General features: G+C 51.7%; 16 protein-coding genes and 4 tRNA genes. 3 read left to right on the top strand and 17 right to left on the bottom strand.

The annotated features are described in order from the left end of the window. Window positions 1–25: 25 nt before the first annotated feature. The 6 genes from ACFO3I_RS11540 to dnaQ all read right to left on the bottom strand — a co-directional run bounded on the left by ACFO3I_RS11540 (window position 26) and on the right by dnaQ (window position 2,604). Window positions 26–102, bottom strand: a tRNA-Asp gene (locus ACFO3I_RS11540). A 39-nt stretch (window positions 103–141) separates the two neighbouring features. Then, window positions 142–218: transfer RNA gene (locus ACFO3I_RS11535), tRNA-Asp, on the bottom strand. Between the two features lie 26 nt (window positions 219–244). Further along, window positions 245–321, bottom strand: a tRNA-Asp gene (locus ACFO3I_RS11530). A gap of 16 nt (window positions 322–337) precedes the next feature. Then, window positions 338–414: transfer RNA gene (locus tag ACFO3I_RS11525), tRNA-Asp, on the bottom strand. 106 nt (window positions 415–520) lie between these two features. Then, the gene (locus ACFO3I_RS11520; RefSeq protein WP_377334135.1) at window positions 521–1,915 is read right to left on the bottom strand and encodes a TIGR03503 family protein; all 1,395 of its coding nucleotides are present in this window, start codon (window positions 1,913–1,915) and stop codon (window positions 521–523) included. Beyond that, a complete protein-coding gene (gene dnaQ / locus ACFO3I_RS11515) occupies window positions 1,903–2,604 on the bottom strand; it encodes a DNA polymerase III subunit epsilon (RefSeq protein WP_377334134.1) in 702 nt (233 codons plus the stop codon). Before dnaQ ends, ACFO3I_RS11520 begins: the two co-directional genes overlap by 13 nt. Before the next feature lie 65 nt (window positions 2,605–2,669). Here dnaQ and rnhA point away from each other — a divergent pair, with 65 nt between their 5' ends. Continuing rightward, complete coding sequence (gene rnhA / locus ACFO3I_RS11510; protein ID WP_377334133.1) at window positions 2,670–3,140, top strand: ribonuclease HI; 471 nt, start codon at window positions 2,670–2,672, stop codon at window positions 3,138–3,140. 15 nt (window positions 3,141–3,155) lie between these two features. Here rnhA and ACFO3I_RS11505 read toward each other — a convergent pair whose 3' ends face one another. The 3 genes from ACFO3I_RS11505 to ACFO3I_RS11495 form a co-directional block, all read right to left on the bottom strand. Continuing rightward, on the bottom strand, window positions 3,156–3,893 hold the full coding sequence (locus tag ACFO3I_RS11505; protein WP_377334132.1) for a sulfite exporter TauE/SafE family protein: 738 nt from the start codon (window positions 3,891–3,893) through the stop codon (window positions 3,156–3,158). A 122-nt stretch (window positions 3,894–4,015) separates the two neighbouring features. After that, the gene (locus ACFO3I_RS11500; protein WP_377334131.1) at window positions 4,016–4,555 is read right to left on the bottom strand and encodes a glutathione peroxidase; all 540 of its coding nucleotides are present in this window, start codon (window positions 4,553–4,555) and stop codon (window positions 4,016–4,018) included. Window positions 4,556–4,630: 75 nt separating this feature from the next. After that, window positions 4,631–4,984, bottom strand: coding sequence for a DUF2750 domain-containing protein (locus tag ACFO3I_RS11495; RefSeq protein ID WP_337842147.1), 354 nt, complete (start codon window positions 4,982–4,984; stop codon window positions 4,631–4,633). Between the two features lie 151 nt (window positions 4,985–5,135). On the opposite strand from ACFO3I_RS11495, the gene ettA reads away from it, so the two are divergent. Further along, the gene (ettA, locus tag ACFO3I_RS11490) at window positions 5,136–6,797 is read left to right on the top strand and encodes an energy-dependent translational throttle protein EttA (protein WP_377334130.1); all 1,662 of its coding nucleotides are present in this window, start codon (window positions 5,136–5,138) and stop codon (window positions 6,795–6,797) included. Between the two features lie 337 nt (window positions 6,798–7,134). Here ettA and ACFO3I_RS11485 read toward each other — a convergent pair whose 3' ends face one another. After that, entirely contained in the window at window positions 7,135–8,019 is an 885-nt protein-coding gene (locus ACFO3I_RS11485) for a TolB family protein (protein WP_377334129.1), read from the bottom strand. An 82-nt stretch (window positions 8,020–8,101) separates the two neighbouring features. On the opposite strand from ACFO3I_RS11485, the gene ACFO3I_RS11480 reads away from it, so the two are divergent. After that, a complete protein-coding gene (locus tag ACFO3I_RS11480; protein WP_337842150.1) occupies window positions 8,102–8,995 on the top strand; it encodes a phosphoribulokinase in 894 nt (297 codons plus the stop codon). A gap of 70 nt (window positions 8,996–9,065) precedes the next feature. On the opposite strand, the gene speD is transcribed toward ACFO3I_RS11480, so the two are convergent. The 7 genes from speD to ACFO3I_RS11445 all read right to left on the bottom strand — a co-directional run bounded on the left by speD (window position 9,066) and on the right by ACFO3I_RS11445 (window position 16,239). Then, on the bottom strand, window positions 9,066–9,872 hold the full coding sequence (speD, locus tag ACFO3I_RS11475) for an adenosylmethionine decarboxylase (protein ID WP_377334128.1): 807 nt from the start codon (window positions 9,870–9,872) through the stop codon (window positions 9,066–9,068). 73 nt (window positions 9,873–9,945) lie between these two features. Next, complete coding sequence (locus ACFO3I_RS11470) at window positions 9,946–10,374, bottom strand: OsmC family protein (protein WP_377334127.1); 429 nt, start codon at window positions 10,372–10,374, stop codon at window positions 9,946–9,948. Between the two features lie 99 nt (window positions 10,375–10,473). Then, a complete protein-coding gene (locus ACFO3I_RS11465) occupies window positions 10,474–10,821 on the bottom strand; it encodes a DUF3802 family protein (RefSeq protein WP_377334126.1) in 348 nt (115 codons plus the stop codon). A gap of 160 nt (window positions 10,822–10,981) precedes the next feature. Beyond that, window positions 10,982–12,448, bottom strand: coding sequence for a succinylglutamate-semialdehyde dehydrogenase (astD, locus tag ACFO3I_RS11460; protein ID WP_377334125.1), 1,467 nt, complete (start codon window positions 12,446–12,448; stop codon window positions 10,982–10,984). A 13-nt stretch (window positions 12,449–12,461) separates the two neighbouring features. Continuing rightward, complete coding sequence (gene astA, locus ACFO3I_RS11455) at window positions 12,462–13,478, bottom strand: arginine N-succinyltransferase (protein WP_377334124.1); 1,017 nt, start codon at window positions 13,476–13,478, stop codon at window positions 12,462–12,464. Window positions 13,479–13,620: 142 nt separating this feature from the next. Next, on the bottom strand, window positions 13,621–14,841 hold the full coding sequence (locus ACFO3I_RS11450; RefSeq protein WP_377334123.1) for an aspartate aminotransferase family protein: 1,221 nt from the start codon (window positions 14,839–14,841) through the stop codon (window positions 13,621–13,623). Between the two features lie 288 nt (window positions 14,842–15,129). Then, window positions 15,130–16,239 (bottom strand): HDOD domain-containing protein, encoded by a 1,110-nt coding sequence (locus ACFO3I_RS11445; RefSeq protein WP_377334122.1) that lies wholly within the window; start codon window positions 16,237–16,239, stop codon window positions 15,130–15,132. Window position 16,240: the final 1 nt, after the last annotated feature.

Below are 16,240 nucleotides of genomic sequence, written 5' to 3'. Positions count from 1 at the left end.
TTACCGAGTCACAAACCCAGTAAAGTGGCGGAGCGGACGGGACTCGAACCCGCGACCCCCGGCGTGACAGGCCGGTATTCTAACCGACTGAACTACCGCTCCGCAGAGTGAGCTTTCTGCTCAAGGGCAAACTTACTGAAGTGGCGGAGCGGACGGGACTCGAACCCGCGACCCCCGGCGTGACAGGCCGGTATTCTAACCGACTGAACTACCGCTCCGGATCAGGAAGCTTTATCGATGCATGTGGCGGAGCGGACGGGACTCGAACCCGCGACCCCCGGCGTGACAGGCCGGTATTCTAACCGACTGAACTACCGCTCCGGTGTGCATCGAAAATTGGCGGAGCGGACGGGACTCGAACCCGCGACCCCCGGCGTGACAGGCCGGTATTCTAACCGACTGAACTACCGCTCCGCGCCAATACACTACAGATTTCAGAAGGGTATCCTGTAGTGCGGCGGGAATAATACGGATAAGGCCCAAGTGCGTCAAATCTTTTTTTGTCGCTTTTGCCTATTCCTTAATCATCCGGTAATGAAAGTTCCAGAATGTCGTCTGACTTGCTGTTTTTTTGCGCCGGTTTGGCTGTTTTTGCAGCGGGCATCTCTGACTGATTCAGCGCAGACAAATCCATTTGCGACTTTTTAGCTGGCAGCAAATCTTTAAACGAACGCTCCGTCATCACCATCCAGACAGCCATGCCCCCGCCGCCCAGCAAGACTATATTCAGCACCACAATTAATGCCCAAGGTGGGCCGCTTTCAGGTTCAGGCTGTGGCTTGTTGACTACGACTTCCGCTTTGGCTCCGGTTTTTGGGGCGGCAGTCTGATCGGGGCCAGCCGCAGGGTCTGCTTCCGGCTCTTTGGCGATAGCTTCGGCTAAAAAGGTGGTTTCAGGTAAGTTGATCACCAGGTCTCTGCCATTGATAGTCTGGGCAAACAAGGTACTTTCCACTTTGTAATAACCCGGGGCAAAGTTCACGATCTTTAGTAACCGTTGATCGCCGGCAGCTTCACCTAAAGTGAAACTTTGGATCTCGTTATTCGGAAAACGGATCTTTCCTTGTAAGGCCAGCGACTGAGGCACAATCTCCGGGTCAGCCAGTTTAAACACCAATTGGTGCATCTCGCCTTCCAGGGCTGCCGGGGTTGCAATAAATTCGATTGGCGATTTGTGCAACACCACAGCGTCCTGTACCAGCTCACGAGTGTAAAGAGGCGTTTTGACGATGTATTTAGGCACCCATTGTCCAGGCGCCATCTGCAAGCGGAATTCACCGGTGAAAATGCCATCTCTTGGCCGCTCATCAAAGTTACGGCCATCGTCAGCCAGTGTGGTGACTTCTACGACGCCAGCGCCAAAGTTGGCAAAGTCAGAATTGTTGCTGCTGATAAACAACACATCCAGTCGCAACAGATCTCGAAAATCTTTCGCCACAATAGGCTGACCGCCGTTAGTCAGACGGGCAGTCACTTTAATGGTTTCACCAACCATCAGGTGCTCGGGCAACGGGTCAACCTGTAACTCAATATCGGTCAGCACCATAATCCGGCTTTCTGGCAAAATCTGTCCCACAGCCTGCCAGGGCCCCGGCGTTGGGTTCTTAATTTTAATCAGGTCGTAGCTTTGATCGTCGTACCAATCCACGCCTTGCCGCGACGCATTGGCGACATTAATTTTGCTGCCATCGGGTTTGACCAGAACCACGGAAGCTGAGCCACGTTTGCGGAAAAACACCAAAGTGATTTCAGCCACTTCGTAATCAATACGAAATCTGTTGTCCAGCAGCGGGATCTGATTTTTATCGTTCAGCGGAGGTAACAGGCTCAGGCCCGTTGGATCAGGTTGAGATTCAGTTTGTTGGGCTAGTGCCGGAAACAGCACCAGCAGGAACAGCAGTATTAGTTTCGCCACAGACAGGATCCTCCTTTTTTCTGCACCAGATCCAGTCGTTTTTCATGTGCCGCCAGCTCATCATCGCCGGCAAAAATCACAGGTAAGGCGCCAGTACGTTTCAACTGGCCTACTTCTGTCGCCTGCTGCCCTGAGCTCTCTTCAGTCGCAAGATTCAGACTGACCTGGCCGCCCGTCATCGCCAGATAGACATCCGCTAAAATTTCGGCGTCCAGTAAAGCGCCGTGCAGTGTGCGGTGGCTGTTATTAATGTCGTAGCGGCGACACAAGGCATCCAGGTTATTTTTCTGGCCCGGATGGCGTTGGCGGGCCAGCATCAGGGTATCCAGCACGCCACAAATGCTGTCGACTTTGCCAAGCGGCGGCGTCAGCAGGTTAAATTCGTGATTGATAAAACCGACGTCGAACGCCGCATTGTGGATCACCAGCTCAGCGCCTTGAATATATTGGTAAAATTCTTGCGCCACCTCACGGAATCTGGGTTTATCCAGCAGATATTCATTGGTGATACCGTGCACCGCAATGGCCTCTGCGTCGATCAGACGGTCCGGCTGCAAATAGACATGAAAGTTATTGCCGGTCAGTCGTCTGTTGATCAGCTCAACACAACCAATTTCGATAATACGGTGGCCTTCCTGCGGGCTTAAACCTGTGGTTTCTGTATCCAGAACGATTTGGCGTTTTAACATTATTCTTCGTATCAACAGCTGTTTTACGTTAGATTATACGCCGTTTTAGTTTGTGGGAAGCGATGATGCAGAAAAGTGTAACTATCTATACCGATGGCTCGTGCCTGGGAAATCCCGGGCCAGGTGGTTACGGAGTAGTCCTTATCTATCAGCAACATCGTAAAGAATTATCCGCCGGTTATCAGCAAACCACCAATAACAGAATGGAGCTGATGGCAGCCATCGCCGGGCTGGAATGCCTGACGCAGCCTTGCACCATAGATTTAACCACCGACAGTCAATATGTCCGGCTCGGTATCACCCAATGGCTGCAAAACTGGAAACGCAACAACTGGAAAACCAGCCAGAAAGAACCGGTGAAGAACAAAGACTTATGGCAACGGCTGGATGCGGCCTGCCAGCGTCACCAGGTCAGCTGGCATTGGGTGAAAGGCCACGCCGGGCACCCGGAAAACGAACGTTGTGATGAACTGGCCCGAGTGGCAGCGACAGAACAAGCCACCCTGCCCGACGAAGGTTTTGTCAGCACAGTCTGAACAGGCAGCACTGTTTCAGACGAAAAACAGCGAACCGGCAAGCAACAGCAATACCACAGCAAACACGCGTTTGAGCAGCTGCTGTGGTAAGTGCTCTGACAACAGTACGCCCGCCAGACTGCCTACAGCCCCCAAGCCACCTAACCAGAAAATGCTGCTCCACGGCAGATGAATGCCCTGCTGTTGTAACAAATAGCTATGGCCGGCAAAAGCCAACCAGCTTTGCAGGCAGATTAACGCCAGGCTACAGGCCACTGCAGACACTAGCGGCAGGCTGGTGACTGTCAACAGTAAAGGCACAATCAGGAAACCACCGCCGACACCTACCAAACCGGTTAAACCACCTAAGGTGAAAGCCACGGCAGCAAGCGCCCAGCCAGAGCTGATCGGCCACTGCCATAACTTCTGTTGCCACATATTCAATGCGCTCAGCAACATCAAGGCTGCCAGAACCAGCAATTGCCAGTCTGCCGACAGATAGCCAGATAACCAGGTGCCCGACACAGTACCCGCCAAAGCTGGTGCCACAAAGCGTTTCAATAAGTCGAGCGGAACCCGTTTACGCAGCAGGTAAGGAATTAGTGCAATCAGACTGATTTGGCCAACCACTCCCAGCGAAGCGGCTATCGCAACTTTTTCCGGCAATTTAAGCATATGCAGCAGCACAGGCACAGTCAGAATGGAGCCGCCAGAACCAAGCAGGCCAACAGCAGCACCAATAATCAATGCAGCCAGCAAGACCCAAATTGTCATAACACCTCCGCCCCACTAATAACTAAAAGAAATAATATTCTTCAATTTAGTAATAAGCAATGTCCAGCGGGAATGTGCCATAAAAAAACCGGCTTGATGCCGGTTTTTTTATGCGGAGCTTGTTAAGGCTGAAGCATAGCTTCAACCTCTTTGACAAAGGCCGCATCATCCGGCGCTGTCTTGCTGCCAAAATGTTTCACGGTTTTTTCGTCGGCACTGACCAGGTACTTATTAAAGTTCCAGGACGGTTTTTCACCGGTTTTAGCAATCAAGGCTTTAAACACCGGGTTCACGTCTTTACCACGCACTGCCGTGGTGGCGAACATCGGAAACTTCACACCGTAATTGATGTAACAGACCTCTGCGGTTTTTTCTTCGTCATCGTATTCCTGCATAAAGTCGTCAGACGGAAAACCTAACACTACCAGACCTTTATCCTGGTATTTCTCCTGCAGCGCCTGCAAGGCCTTAAACTGAGGAGTGAATCCACACTTACTGGCGGTGTTGACGATCAGCAGGGTTTTCCCCTGATAAGCGTCACATAAATCAACGGTTTCTTTGCTGCGCAATTGTGGCATTGAATGGCTGAGAATTTCGCCGCAGCTGTTCGCCAGCGCATGTGCACTAAAGCCCAAAGCTGCGATAAGCAGTACTAATTTCATCATGGCTCCTTGTTGTTGAGTCTGCAGTTTAGCTACGCAAACACCTCGCCTTTGGATCTGTTGCAACGGATGTCGTTATTGCACCAACGCCAGGGCTTCCAGAATTTCACGCGGTTCCACTTCCGGGCCGTTTAACTGTTCGTCCCAGTTGGTGCCGATCAGCACGCCGTCGTCATACATTTCCTGCAGCCAGCCTTCAACAAACACATCCAGCGGCACCGCTTCCGGATGGTATTCCGACCATTCTTCACTGCAGTGCGCCTGTGCAGCTTCTTTGGTTGACCAGACTGGCATCACATCCGTGTCTTCAAAATCGACCGACTCCACCACCAGTAAGTCTTCACCGTTGGCCAGCACATACACCACTGCGTGAGTTTTCGCATCGGCAATAAACCCCTGAAATACCGGATCGTGACTGAATTCACCCATAACTGATTCCCTCAAAAGCTGTTGTTGCCTGGGCGCTATTACAGCAGATTTGCCTGGCAAACACGAATTTAATCTGGCGCGGGCTGCCGCATTTGAGAAAATCACGTACAATCCCCGCATTCTTATTCACTTGCACACAGCAGGAACTGATATGGCTCAGTACATTTACAGTATGTATCGGGTGTCGAAAGTGGTGCCGCCAAAACGCACCATTTTAAAAGACATCTCTTTATCCTTTTTCCCTGGCGCAAAGATCGGTGTTCTCGGTCTGAACGGCGCCGGTAAGTCGACCTTATTACGCATTATGGCTGGCGTAGACACCGAATTTGAAGGTGAAGCCCGCCCGCTGGCCGGCACTAAAATTGGTTACCTGCCACAGGAGCCACAGCTGGACGAACAGAAAACTGTGCGTGAAGTGGTGGAAGAGGCCGTAGCCGACGTGAAAAACGCCCTGACCCGTCTGGATCAGGTGTATGCCGCTTATGCCGAAGAAAACGCCGACTTTGACGCCCTGGCCCGTGAGCAAGGCGAACTGGAAGCCATTATTCAGGCCAAAGACGGTCACAACCTGGACAACATTCTGGACCGCGCTGCTGACGCGTTGCGCCTGCCGCCTTGGGATGCCGTGATCAAACATTTGTCGGGTGGTGAACGCCGCCGTGTCGCCATTTGCCGCTTGCTGCTGGAAAAACCAGACATGCTGCTGCTGGACGAACCGACCAACCACCTGGATGCTGAATCTGTGGCCTGGTTAGAACGCTTCCTGCACGACTACCCAGGCACAGTGGTGGCCATTACCCACGACCGTTACTTCTTAGATAACGTGGCGGGCTGGATTTTGGAACTGGACCGCGGTGAAGGTATTCCATGGGAAGGTAACTACTCCAGCTGGCTGGAGCAAAAAGATGCCCGTCTGGAGCAGGAAGAACGTGCCGAAAACGCCCGTCAGCGCTCCATCAAGCAGGAACTGGAATGGGTTCGCACCAACCCGAAAGGTCGTCATGCCAAATCCAAAGCCCGTATGGCACGTTTTGAAGAACTGCAAAGCCAGGAATTCCAGAAACGTAACGAAACCAACGAGCTGTTTATTCCGCCAGGACCTCGCCTGGGCGACAAAGTGCTGGAAGTCAGCAACCTGCGTAAGTCCTTTGGCGACCGCGTACTGATTGACGACTTAAGCTTCAGCATTCCGAAAGGCGCTATCGTCGGTATTATCGGCCCGAATGGTGCCGGTAAGTCCACGTTGTTTAAGATGATCAGCGGCACCGAACAAGCCGATGGCGGCACTATCTCTGTCGGTGACACAGTGCAGCTGGCCAGTGTGGATCAGTTCCGTGACAAGCTGAACCCGAAAAATACCGTGTGGCAGGAAATATCCAACGGTCAGGACATGCTGCAAATCGGCAGCTTCACCATTCCAAGCCGGGCTTATGTTGGCCGTTTTAACTTCAAAGGCAACGATCAGCAGAAGTTTATCGGTGAGCTGTCCGGTGGTGAGCGTAACCGTGTGCATTTAGCAGCGCTGCTCAAAGCCGGTGGCAACATGTTGCTGCTCGACGAACCAACCAACGATTTAGACGTTGAAACCCTGCGCGCGCTGGAAAACGCTTTATTAGATTTCCCAGGCTGTGCCATGGTGATCTCGCACGACCGTTGGTTCCTCGACCGTATCGCCACCCACATCCTGGACTACCGTGACGAAGGCAAAGTGAATTTCTTCGAAGGGAACTACTCGGATTACGAGACCTGGATGAAAGCCACTTATGGTGCCGATGCGATGCAGCCACACCGGATTAAATACAAGAAAATCTAACGGCCTCTAAGGTTGGATAGAGCTAAAGGCGGGAGTTCAAACCTAATGCCGATCAGATAAGCAGTTTTTATTCAAAAACTGCTTATCTATTCACAAGTTGATTCAGCTGCTGCGGGAAAGGTAAAGCCCACACAGACCCGCCGTAAACCCATCCCTGGGGGCTCCTGTTCGGCCTCCATGCCTCACAGGGTCTGCTTAGTGCTTTACCTTCCCTCGCTTTGGATAGAATGTGTTAGTTCACTGTTTGCGTTCAGGTGAATCCTGCTACAGCACCGAAAAAAGTAATGCCAGTCTGATTAACTGACTGGCATTAGGTGTTCAAACCCGCTTTTTATATTTATTTTTTACAGACAAATGCCAGTTGTGTGGCGGTGCTATTAAAGGCAAAACGGCTGACTTCGGTTTTACACCAGGCGGATAAATCCAGGTACGGCTGCCAGCCTTTGGCGTTCTCTGCCCATTGAGATAACGATTCGCCGGAGCTTTGCAGCCGGTAGATACGCTGCCCCGCAGACACCAGTAATTGATCCGCTGTTAACCAGAGCAAATCCTGGCCGCCCTTTGGCAAGGCCAACTGCGTCGGGTATAGCTTATTCGCGTCTGAAGCAAAAAACGTCAGCCGGCTTTCCCCCTGCTGCTGAGTCACAAAAGCCGCAACCTTGCCACCTTCTCTCCAGCTGATGCCTCGTCCGACATTGGTCGCCAACACGGTCAGACTGCCGTTCGGAGCCAGATAGCGCATGGTGTGGTTGTCTTCTTTGTCACCGAGGATAAACAGCAAGGCGCTGTTCTGTGCTCCCCAGGCATGATAACCGACGCCTTTGACTTCGGCGTTCAACAGCGACGCTTTGCCATGCCAGTCGATTTTCCATAAACGCTGTGAGCCGTCCGCCTCCACCACCACAGTGGATAAACCGGAACCATCCGCCAGCAGCGTTGGTGAATACTCACTTAAACTGGTTTTGGCCAACACGCCATGCTGACGGTCAGACAGCTGATAATAGCCAATATCAGTTTTATCTTCGGTTTGTTCCAGCGTGTAGTACAACCGGCTACCGTCTTTGCTGAAAGTCGGCTGGTTAATGTAAGCCGCTTTTGGGCTGATCAACTGAGCAGAACGGATGGCGCCCTGACTGACATCAGCCAGATAGAGGTCAAATTGTGGCATGGCGGCCTGAGCTGCAGTAGTCAGCAAGCCGGTCAGCAGTAATGATAAACGCATCGGTTTTCCCTGTTTCCTTTCTTGTGTTCAGTCCACTTTATCCTTTAAGGTAAAGCCCTGACAACGATAGAAAGTGACGGCTATGTCTCATAAGAATCCAATTATTGCCGTGACAGGCTCGTCCGGCGCTGGCACCACCACCACCACAGGTGCCTTCTCCCATATCTTCCGCTCTTTGGGAATGGATGCAGCTTTTGTCTCGGGGGACTGCTTTCACCGCTACAGCAGACCGGAAATGGACCTGGCGGTACGTAAAGCCAAAGAGCAAGGCAAACACATCAGTTACTTTGGTGTAGAGGCCAATGACTTTGGCGCTTTGGAACAACTATTTGCCAGTTATGGCGAAACCGGCACCGGCAAAGTGCGGCAGTACCTGCATACCTTTGATGAAGCGGTACCCTATAACCAATTACCCGGCACCTTTACGCCCTGGCAGGATTTACGGCCGAACACCGACCTGCTGTTTTATGAAGGCTTGCATGGCGGCGTGGTCACCGAACAGCACAATGTGGCGCAGCATGTGGATTTGCTGATAGGCATGGTGCCGATCGTCAACCTGGAGTGGATCCAGAAAATTATCCGCGACACCAGTGAACGCGGTCATAGTCGCGAAGCTGTGATGGCCAGCATAGTGCGCAGTATGGACGACTACGTTACCCACATTACGCCGCAGTTCTCCCGCACCCATATTAACTTTCAGCGGGTTCCTACTGTTGATACTTCGAACCCGTTCAGTGCCAAAGATATTCCGTCACTGGATGAAAGTTTTGTGGTAATCCGTTTTCGAGGCATCAAGCATGTTGATTTCCCGTATTACCTGCAAATGATCAATGGTGCTTTTATGTCTCGGGTCAATACACTGGTGGTGCCGGGTGGCAAAATGGGACTGGCGATGGAGCTGATCCTAACGCCCTTAATTGAACAGTTACTGACCAAAAGACGGCAGGCACGCGGCCAAATTAACTGGCTGGAATAACACTGTCGTTGTGCGAAAAATGCAAAAGCCAGGCTAGAGCCTGGCTTTTTTGTCTGTAGGAAACAGCGTCTTAATTCATTTCCGGCAAATTACGGCCATAAAAGATTTCGCGCATTTCACGTTTCACCTTTTTATTAATAACCCGACGCTCTTCGTCATTTAATGACTCCACGCCGGTGCCAAACAGGTAGTTGTTCAAATCATACTCTTTGAGCATCATTTTGGTGTGGAACAGGTTTTCCTGGTACACATTCACATCCACCATCTGGAAGGCCTGCTTGGTCTGCTCATCCATAAAATTCTGGATCGAGTGGATCGGGTGATCGATGTAATGCTTCACCCCATTCACGTCTCGGGTAAAACCGCGCACCCGGTAGTCGATGGTGACAATGTCGGATTCAAAACTGTGGATCAGGAAATTCAGCGCCTTTAACGGCGAAATCAAACCACAGGTCGACACTTCAATATCGGCACGGAAAGTACAGATGCCATCGTGCGGATGCACTTCCGGATAGGTATGCACACAGATATGGCTCTTATCCAGATGCGCCACCACAGAATCCGGCAGCGGACCCGGGTTTTCTGAGTTATCCGGAGAACCTTCAATCGGCTCTTCGCAGACCAGAATGGTCACACTGGCACCTTGAGGGTCGTAATCCTGGCGCGCCACATTCAAAATGTTAGCGCCGATGATATCCACCACTTCACTTAAAATATCGGTCAGCCGGTCCGCATTGTACTGTTCATCGATATAGGAAATATATTCCTGGCGATGCTGTTCGGTTTTGGCATAACAAATATCGTAAATGCTAAAACTCAGGCTTTTAGTCAGATTGTTAAAGCCATGCAGTTTTAATTTTTCAAAAGGTTTAACCACTTATTCTTACCCTAAGTTGGCCGGTAAGGCTCCGGTATATGTTCAAATCAAACCAGCCGCTGGCTGGTCCTCGTTACTCAGCCTGTGGCAGGAAATCAGCCTGCTTCACGCTGAACGAATGCGTCACGTCCACTGCTTTGGATAACATAATAGACACTGAGCAGTATTTTTCCGCCGACAGGTTCACTGCACGCTCCACATGCTTTTCACTGACATCAAAACCAGTGACTTCAAAGTGCAGGTGAATTTTGCTGAACACGCGAGGTACGGTGTCCACGCGCTCACCCGTTAAGGTGACTTCGCAGCCTGTTACTTGCTGGCGGGCTTTTTTCAGAATGCTTACTACGTCCACAGAAGAGCAGGTTCCTGCTGCCATCAGCACCATTTCCATCGGGCTTGGCGCCGCGCTGTCTTCTTTGTTGGCGTCAAACACCACGTTGTGACCACTGGCAGAACGGCCGATAAAGGTCTCATCACCTGTCCATTTCACTTTGGCTTGCATAAAAATCCCGCTATCTGCTGCAGAAAGAGGGGCGTATTCTACGGAAAACAAGGGGGGTGGAAAAGAAAAATCTCAGCAGGGTGCGATCCGTGGCGGGGATTAATCCATCAGATCGGCAATCGCATTGTCGAACAGGTTCTTAATTAATAGCGCCACTTCCTGAATCAATTCTGTCTGCTGAGCTGTTGCAGGGCGTTTTAGCACGGACGCCAGCACTTCCTGAAAATCATACATAATGCCATCGACTTCCCGCACAATCAGGCTGCGATGGTTCATTTCAAGTTCGGTATGCTGGGTACAGAGCTGGATAATTTGTTCAGCAATGGCTTCTTCCAGTACTTCGCCTAAGGTTTTACCAGAAGCGCTGTTGTCGCCGCGCTCAAATAAAGCCAAGTTTTCTGTCAAAAACTGGATCAGATGTTCGTACCCTGGCTTATCTGTCACCATAAAACGCTGCTACCCCTGAGCTGGACTGACTGAGCAAAATCCGGTTTGTCGTGCAGACAATAGGCTGGAAAACTCGGATAAGTGAGTGTCATTTAAGCAAATTTTAGTTTAGAAAACAAATCGGGCTCTACGACCCCGACAATTAAATTTTCAGTCAGTGTCAGAACTCCAACCCCGGAGACAAGGTCGCCGGAAGCTGCACCGAATCAAGTTCCACTGAAGCCACAGGGTAAGCACAATAATCCGCAGCGTAATAGGCACTGGCTCTGTGGTTGCCACTGCCACCAATACCACCAAAAGGTGCGGCTGAGCTGGCGCCTGTAATGGGCCGGTTCCAGTTCACAATACCAGCGCGAATTTTGCTGAAGAAGCGCTGATACACCTCAGCATTATCTGACAACAAACCTGCGGACAAACCATAACTGGTTTGATTGGCCAGACGCAGCGCTTCGTCAAAACTGGCATAACGGAACACTTTTAGTAAAGGACCAAAATGCTCCTGATCGGGCATCTCCCGGATGGATGTGCAGTCCAGAATACCAGGGCTTAACATCGCAGGACTCTGCGGCAAAGGTTGCATCTGCAGCAATGCAGTGGCGCCCAAGTTCACCAGCTGTTGTTGCGCTTGCAACAATTGGTTAGCGGCCCGTGCAGAGATCAGCGTGCCCATAAAAGGCTGCTCTTCATCATCGTAGCCGCCCACTTTGATCCGTGCGGTTACATCCAGCAGACGGGCCAATACCGCGTCGCCTTCAGCCGTTTTTGGTAAATACAAACGGCGCACACAGGTGCAGCGCTGGCCAGCCGACAAAAAGGCCGACTGAATAATGTCATGCACGGCTGCATCGATGTTGTTGACCTGCTCGACAATCAATGGGTTATTGCCGCCCATTTCCAGCGCCAGAATTTTATGTGGCTGGCTGGCAAACTGCTGATGCAGGTAATGGCCTGTGCCAGAGCTGCCGGTAAAAAACAAACCGTCAATGCCCGGATGGCTGGCAAGCGCCTTACCGGTGTCCACTTCCCCTTGCAGTAAGTTCAATACGCCGGCAGGCAAACCGGCCTGTTGCCACAATTCGACCGTCAACTGCGCCACTTTCGGGGTCAGCTCACTTGGCTTAAACAGCACCGTATTGCCCGCCAACAAAGCCGGCACTATATGACCGTTTGGTAAGTGACCAGGGAAGTTGTAAGGACCAAACACCGCCACCACACCATGAGGCTTATGCCGCACCCAGGCTTTGCCTACCGGCATCGGGTTTTCCCGCACACCAGTGCGTTCCTGATAAGCTCTGGCAGAAATCTCGATTTTGCCAATCATCGCCGCTACTTCGGTGCGGCTTTCCCATAAGGGTTTGCCAGTTTCACTGGCAATGCAGTAGGCCAGTTGCTCTTTATTCGCCTCTAACTGGCGGCCAAACTGGCGCATCAGCTCAAGCCGTTGCTCGAAACTCCACTGCGCCCAGCCCTCAAAGGCAGCTCGGGCCGCCTGTACCGCCAGTTCAACCTGATCAGCACCTGCGCTCTGTCCCTGCCAGATCACCTGCTGTTTGGCTGGGTCCAGCGATAAGAATTCCTGGCCAGTGCCTGCGTGCCACTGACCATCAATAAATTGTACCTGTTGCATAGTGTTATCCTGATTAAATCCGTGCGAGACGCACCCAATCGCCGTTTTGCACCTGCAGCAGCTCGGCTGCCGCCGCCGGTAAGGTGACGACGGTGTCGTCCTCACGCAGTTGCAGGTAGAGCCAGGTGGCGCGGAAATCCTGCAACTGCGTGTTGCTGATCATCCAGGGCTGGCCCCCCTGCACTTCGCCAATCTGCACCTGTACACGACGGCTATTGCGGACACTGCGAATATGTTCAACTTTGGCTTCTACCGTTGGGCCTGCATCAAAAATATCGACATAACCGGTATTGGAGAAACCTTCAGATTGCAGCATCGCCAGCGCAGGCCGGGTTTTGTCATGCACTTTGCCAATCACGGCTTGCGCTTCTTTGCTCAGCAGGCTGACGTAGATTGGGTACTTCGGCATCAGTTCAGCAATAAAGACTTTCTGACCTATGCCAGTCAGGTAGTCTGCAGTTGGGAAGTCCACCGAAAAGAAACTGTCTTGCAGCCACTGCCAGAACGGCGAATTGCCGGCGTCATCGGAAACACCGCGCATTTCAGCAATCACCCGCTCAGCAAAACGCTGGCGGAATTCGGCCATAAATAAAAAGCGGATTTTGGATAATAGTTTGCCGGCGTTGTTTTTACGGCTGTCTTCACGGACAAACAAGGTACAGAGTTCGGAAACTCCGGTGTAATCATTACAGAGCGTCAGAATATCCACGGCTTTGTATACACCCAGTGCCCGCGAGCTATGCACCACCTTGCCCAGATGGTAATGATAAAAGGCATCATCCAGCCCGACCGCCGCTTCAATAGCACTGGTGCCGAGCACCCTGCCGGTTTCGGCGTCTTGCAGGACAAATAGATAGCCTTCATCGCCAGGGCTCTGGATAGTTTTGGCGAACGAGTTCTCAGATCGATTGATTTTACGTTGCAGCAATTCTTCGTTCACTGGCAACGAGGTAAAACCATGCCCCGACTCGACCGCAATTTGGTAGAGCTCGGGGTAATCTTCGGCTCGGATTGGGCGAATCAGTAACATGGTCGCTTACTCCAGTTTTTTTGCTTCATAGGCGCTTTCTCGCGCCGTTATTTTTGCTTTAAATTTTATCGTACAACTCGGTTCCCACCGCCCCAGCCTCGTTGTAGCAAGGACGGCGGGTAAAAGCTTGGACAGCCCAGTCTTAGTGCTGGTTCAGTACCTGTGCCACAGCTTTGGCAAAACGTTGCATGCCTTCCACAATATCCTGCTCTGGGATCACCAGTGATGGCGCAAAACGGATCACGTCGGGGCCGGCGACCAAAGCTAACAAACCTTGATCAGCCGCTGCCAGGAAAAACTCGCGGGAACGGCCTTTGAATTGATCATTCAGTACAGCCCCCAACAACATGCCTTGGCCACGCACTTCACTGAACAGCTGATACTGCTCGTTGATCGCGGCCAGCTCACGCCGGAAGAGTTGATCACGTTGCAGCACACCGTTCAGCACTTCCGGGGTATTGATAGTGTCCAGCGCCGCTTCTGCCACAGCACAAGCCAGCGGGTTGCCGCCATAGGTACTGCCATGAGTCCCCACTTTCAGGTGGCTGGCGATCGCCGTGCTGGTCAACATGGCGCCGACCGGGAAACCTCCACCCAGAGATTTAGCCGTGGTCAGAATATCCGGCGTGACGTCGCTGTGCATATAAGCGTAAAGTTTGCCGGTACGGCCCACCCCAGTCTGCACTTCATCGTAAATCATCAGTGCATTGTGCTGGTCGCATAATGTACGCACACCACGCAGGAAGGCCGGATCGGCCGGAATAATACCGCCCTCACCTTGCAAAGGCTCGAGGATCACAGCACAGGTGTTGTCTGACATCAGTGCTTTCAGGCTGTCCAGATTGTTGTATTCGGCGTGATCAATAGCTGCTGGCTTAGGACCAAAACCATCAGAATAAGACGACTGGCCACCGACAGTAACGGTAAAGAAAGTACGGCCATGGAAGCTTTTACCAAAAGAGATGATTTGCTGCTTCTGCGCACCAAAGTTTTCCAGCGCCCAGCGCCGCGCTAACTTCAGCGCCGCTTCGTTGGCTTCGGCGCCTGAGTTGGCAAAATAGACTTTTTCGGCGAAGGTGGCGTCAGTCAGTTTTTTCGCCAGCCGCAGCGCAGGCTCATTGGTCATCACGTTGGACAAATGCCATAACTGGTCGGCCTGATGTTTCAGCGCAGACACTAAAGCCGGGTGGCAGTGGCCTAACGCATTGACGGCGATACCACCGGCAAAATCGATGTACTCACGTCCCTGTTGGTCCCAGACCCGCGATCCCTGGCCACGTACCGGGATCATCGGTGCTGGCGCATAGTTAGGCACCATCACCTGGTCAAACAGTGCTCTGTCAACCTGCATATATTCAGACATATTCACATTCCTCTGGCTATGTTTTGGCGGATCGCTCAGGCGCAACTCTTGGCATCCGCAGTGCTACTGTTGCAGGCATTATTGCAGATAAAAAATGAAAAGTCTTGCAACGGAAAATCACGCTAAGCCTTGAAAATTAAGGCTTAGCGCTAGATTTGCAGGGGTTTTGAATAACTAGGCAATTTGCGGAAACAGTGGGTTTTCTGAATGTTTCAGGTCCAGCCTTAGCGTGCCGCATGACGGCTTAAAATGAAATCAGCAGCAGCGCATCACTAGAACGCTGAATGGTTATTCAAACTGTAATTTTCGTAAATCCGTTTGCGACAACACTTTACGCAGTGCGGTATGAATTTCAACCTGTTCAAGGTAGCGAACGGCATCTTCCATCGCCAGTTTGTTGTCGTTCAGTAAAAACTTAACCTGCACAAAGCAATTGGCCTGCAACAAAATCCGGGTTAAATCCATGCCGCTCTGATAGGCAGTGCCGTCTGCCAGTTGGTCGAGGATGCCTGCCAGCGGCATGCGTTTGAGCTGCCAGCGGGAGACCAGATCGGCGCTGATGATTGCAGCAAACTCTTCAATACCGCTGGACAGGAAACCGGCATCGGCATCCAGAATTTCCAGCGCGTCGATCAATTCTACATCCCGGGCATCCTGTGCACGCATCTGTTCATTCAGTTTGACTTGTTTGTAGCTGCGCAGGTAATTGCGGATCACCACCATATGGCCCAGGGTCTGGAACAAAGCGGCGCAAAACGCCACAAAGGCATTATGGCCCTGCTCTTCAGCAATTTTTTTGGCCGCTATAGCTGTTGCCAGTGAATAATCCCAGATCTTGGTTTTAAACTGGACAAAAGGCTCAGTTGAGTGAGGAATACAACGGCGAAATGCATAGACTGGCACCAACGACTGCAAGGACTCAATGCCCAAAAACCGCAGTGCCGTTTTGACATCTTTGACCAGGTTGGCACTGCCAATTTTACTGCGGTAACGCGGTGAGTTAATCAGCCGCAAAATGTCTTCCGTCAGCCAGTCAATGCCGGAGATCAGCGGGTCCAGTTGGTTTAACGTCACCGCCTTCGCACTTAAAGCGTCAAGCAGTGCCGGAAAACCAGGCCCCAAATCAAACAAGGAGCTGCTGATGACCTCAATGCTACTTAAGCGCTGCAACATCTCCTGCGCCACTTCGTCATGCAAATGGGCCTGAGTGAAATCCAGAAACATGCTTTTGGCATTGGCGTCCGACTGACGGGCTTCCATCGCCTTACGTTCGATATCCAGCATGGGTCGGTGATTTTGCTGCTGCGCCAGCTTTTGGCTGTAGCGCAGCTTTTTCTGGTTTGGATCCACTCCAATCAGGTTGTCGATAAAAAGTTGCTCTAACGGACTAAACGACATG

The sequence above is a fragment of the Rheinheimera marina genome, assembly GCF_042654345.1.
GTDB lineage: Bacteria > Pseudomonadota > Gammaproteobacteria > Enterobacterales > Alteromonadaceae > Pararheinheimera > Pararheinheimera marina.
This window is presented reverse-complemented; position numbering and strand designations above follow the sequence as displayed.

What these genes read in the sequence shown, in the direction of transcription:
- ACFO3I_RS11445 (WP_377334122.1), bottom strand. Translation starts at nt 16,239, where the DNA reads ATGTCGTTTAGTCCGTTAGAGCAACTTTTTATCGACAACCTGATTGGA.
- dnaQ (WP_377334134.1), bottom strand. Translation starts at nt 2,604, where the DNA reads ATGTTAAAACGCCAAATCGTTCTGGATACAGAAACCACAGGTTTAAGC.
- ACFO3I_RS11465 (WP_377334126.1), bottom strand. Translation starts at nt 10,821, where the DNA reads ATGGTGACAGATAAGCCAGGGTACGAACATCTGATCCAGTTTTTGACA.
- rnhA (WP_377334133.1), top strand. Translation starts at nt 2,670, where the DNA reads ATGCAGAAAAGTGTAACTATCTATACCGATGGCTCGTGCCTGGGAAAT.
- ACFO3I_RS11470 (WP_377334127.1), bottom strand. Translation starts at nt 10,374, where the DNA reads ATGCAAGCCAAAGTGAAATGGACAGGTGATGAGACCTTTATCGGCCGT.
- ACFO3I_RS11500 (WP_377334131.1), bottom strand. Translation starts at nt 4,555, where the DNA reads ATGAAATTAGTACTGCTTATCGCAGCTTTGGGCTTTAGTGCACATGCG.
- ACFO3I_RS11505 (WP_377334132.1), bottom strand. Translation starts at nt 3,893, where the DNA reads ATGACAATTTGGGTCTTGCTGGCTGCATTGATTATTGGTGCTGCTGTT.
- ACFO3I_RS11480 (WP_337842150.1), top strand. Translation starts at nt 8,102, where the DNA reads ATGTCTCATAAGAATCCAATTATTGCCGTGACAGGCTCGTCCGGCGCT.
- ACFO3I_RS11450 (WP_377334123.1), bottom strand. Translation starts at nt 14,841, where the DNA reads ATGTCTGAATATATGCAGGTTGACAGAGCACTGTTTGACCAGGTGATG.
- ettA (WP_377334130.1), top strand. Translation starts at nt 5,136, where the DNA reads ATGGCTCAGTACATTTACAGTATGTATCGGGTGTCGAAAGTGGTGCCG.
- astA (WP_377334124.1), bottom strand. Translation starts at nt 13,478, where the DNA reads ATGTTACTGATTCGCCCAATCCGAGCCGAAGATTACCCCGAGCTCTAC.
- ACFO3I_RS11495 (WP_337842147.1), bottom strand. Translation starts at nt 4,984, where the DNA reads ATGGGTGAATTCAGTCACGATCCGGTATTTCAGGGGTTTATTGCCGAT.
- ACFO3I_RS11485 (WP_377334129.1), bottom strand. Translation starts at nt 8,019, where the DNA reads ATGCGTTTATCATTACTGCTGACCGGCTTGCTGACTACTGCAGCTCAG.
- astD (WP_377334125.1), bottom strand. Translation starts at nt 12,448, where the DNA reads ATGCAACAGGTACAATTTATTGATGGTCAGTGGCACGCAGGCACTGGC.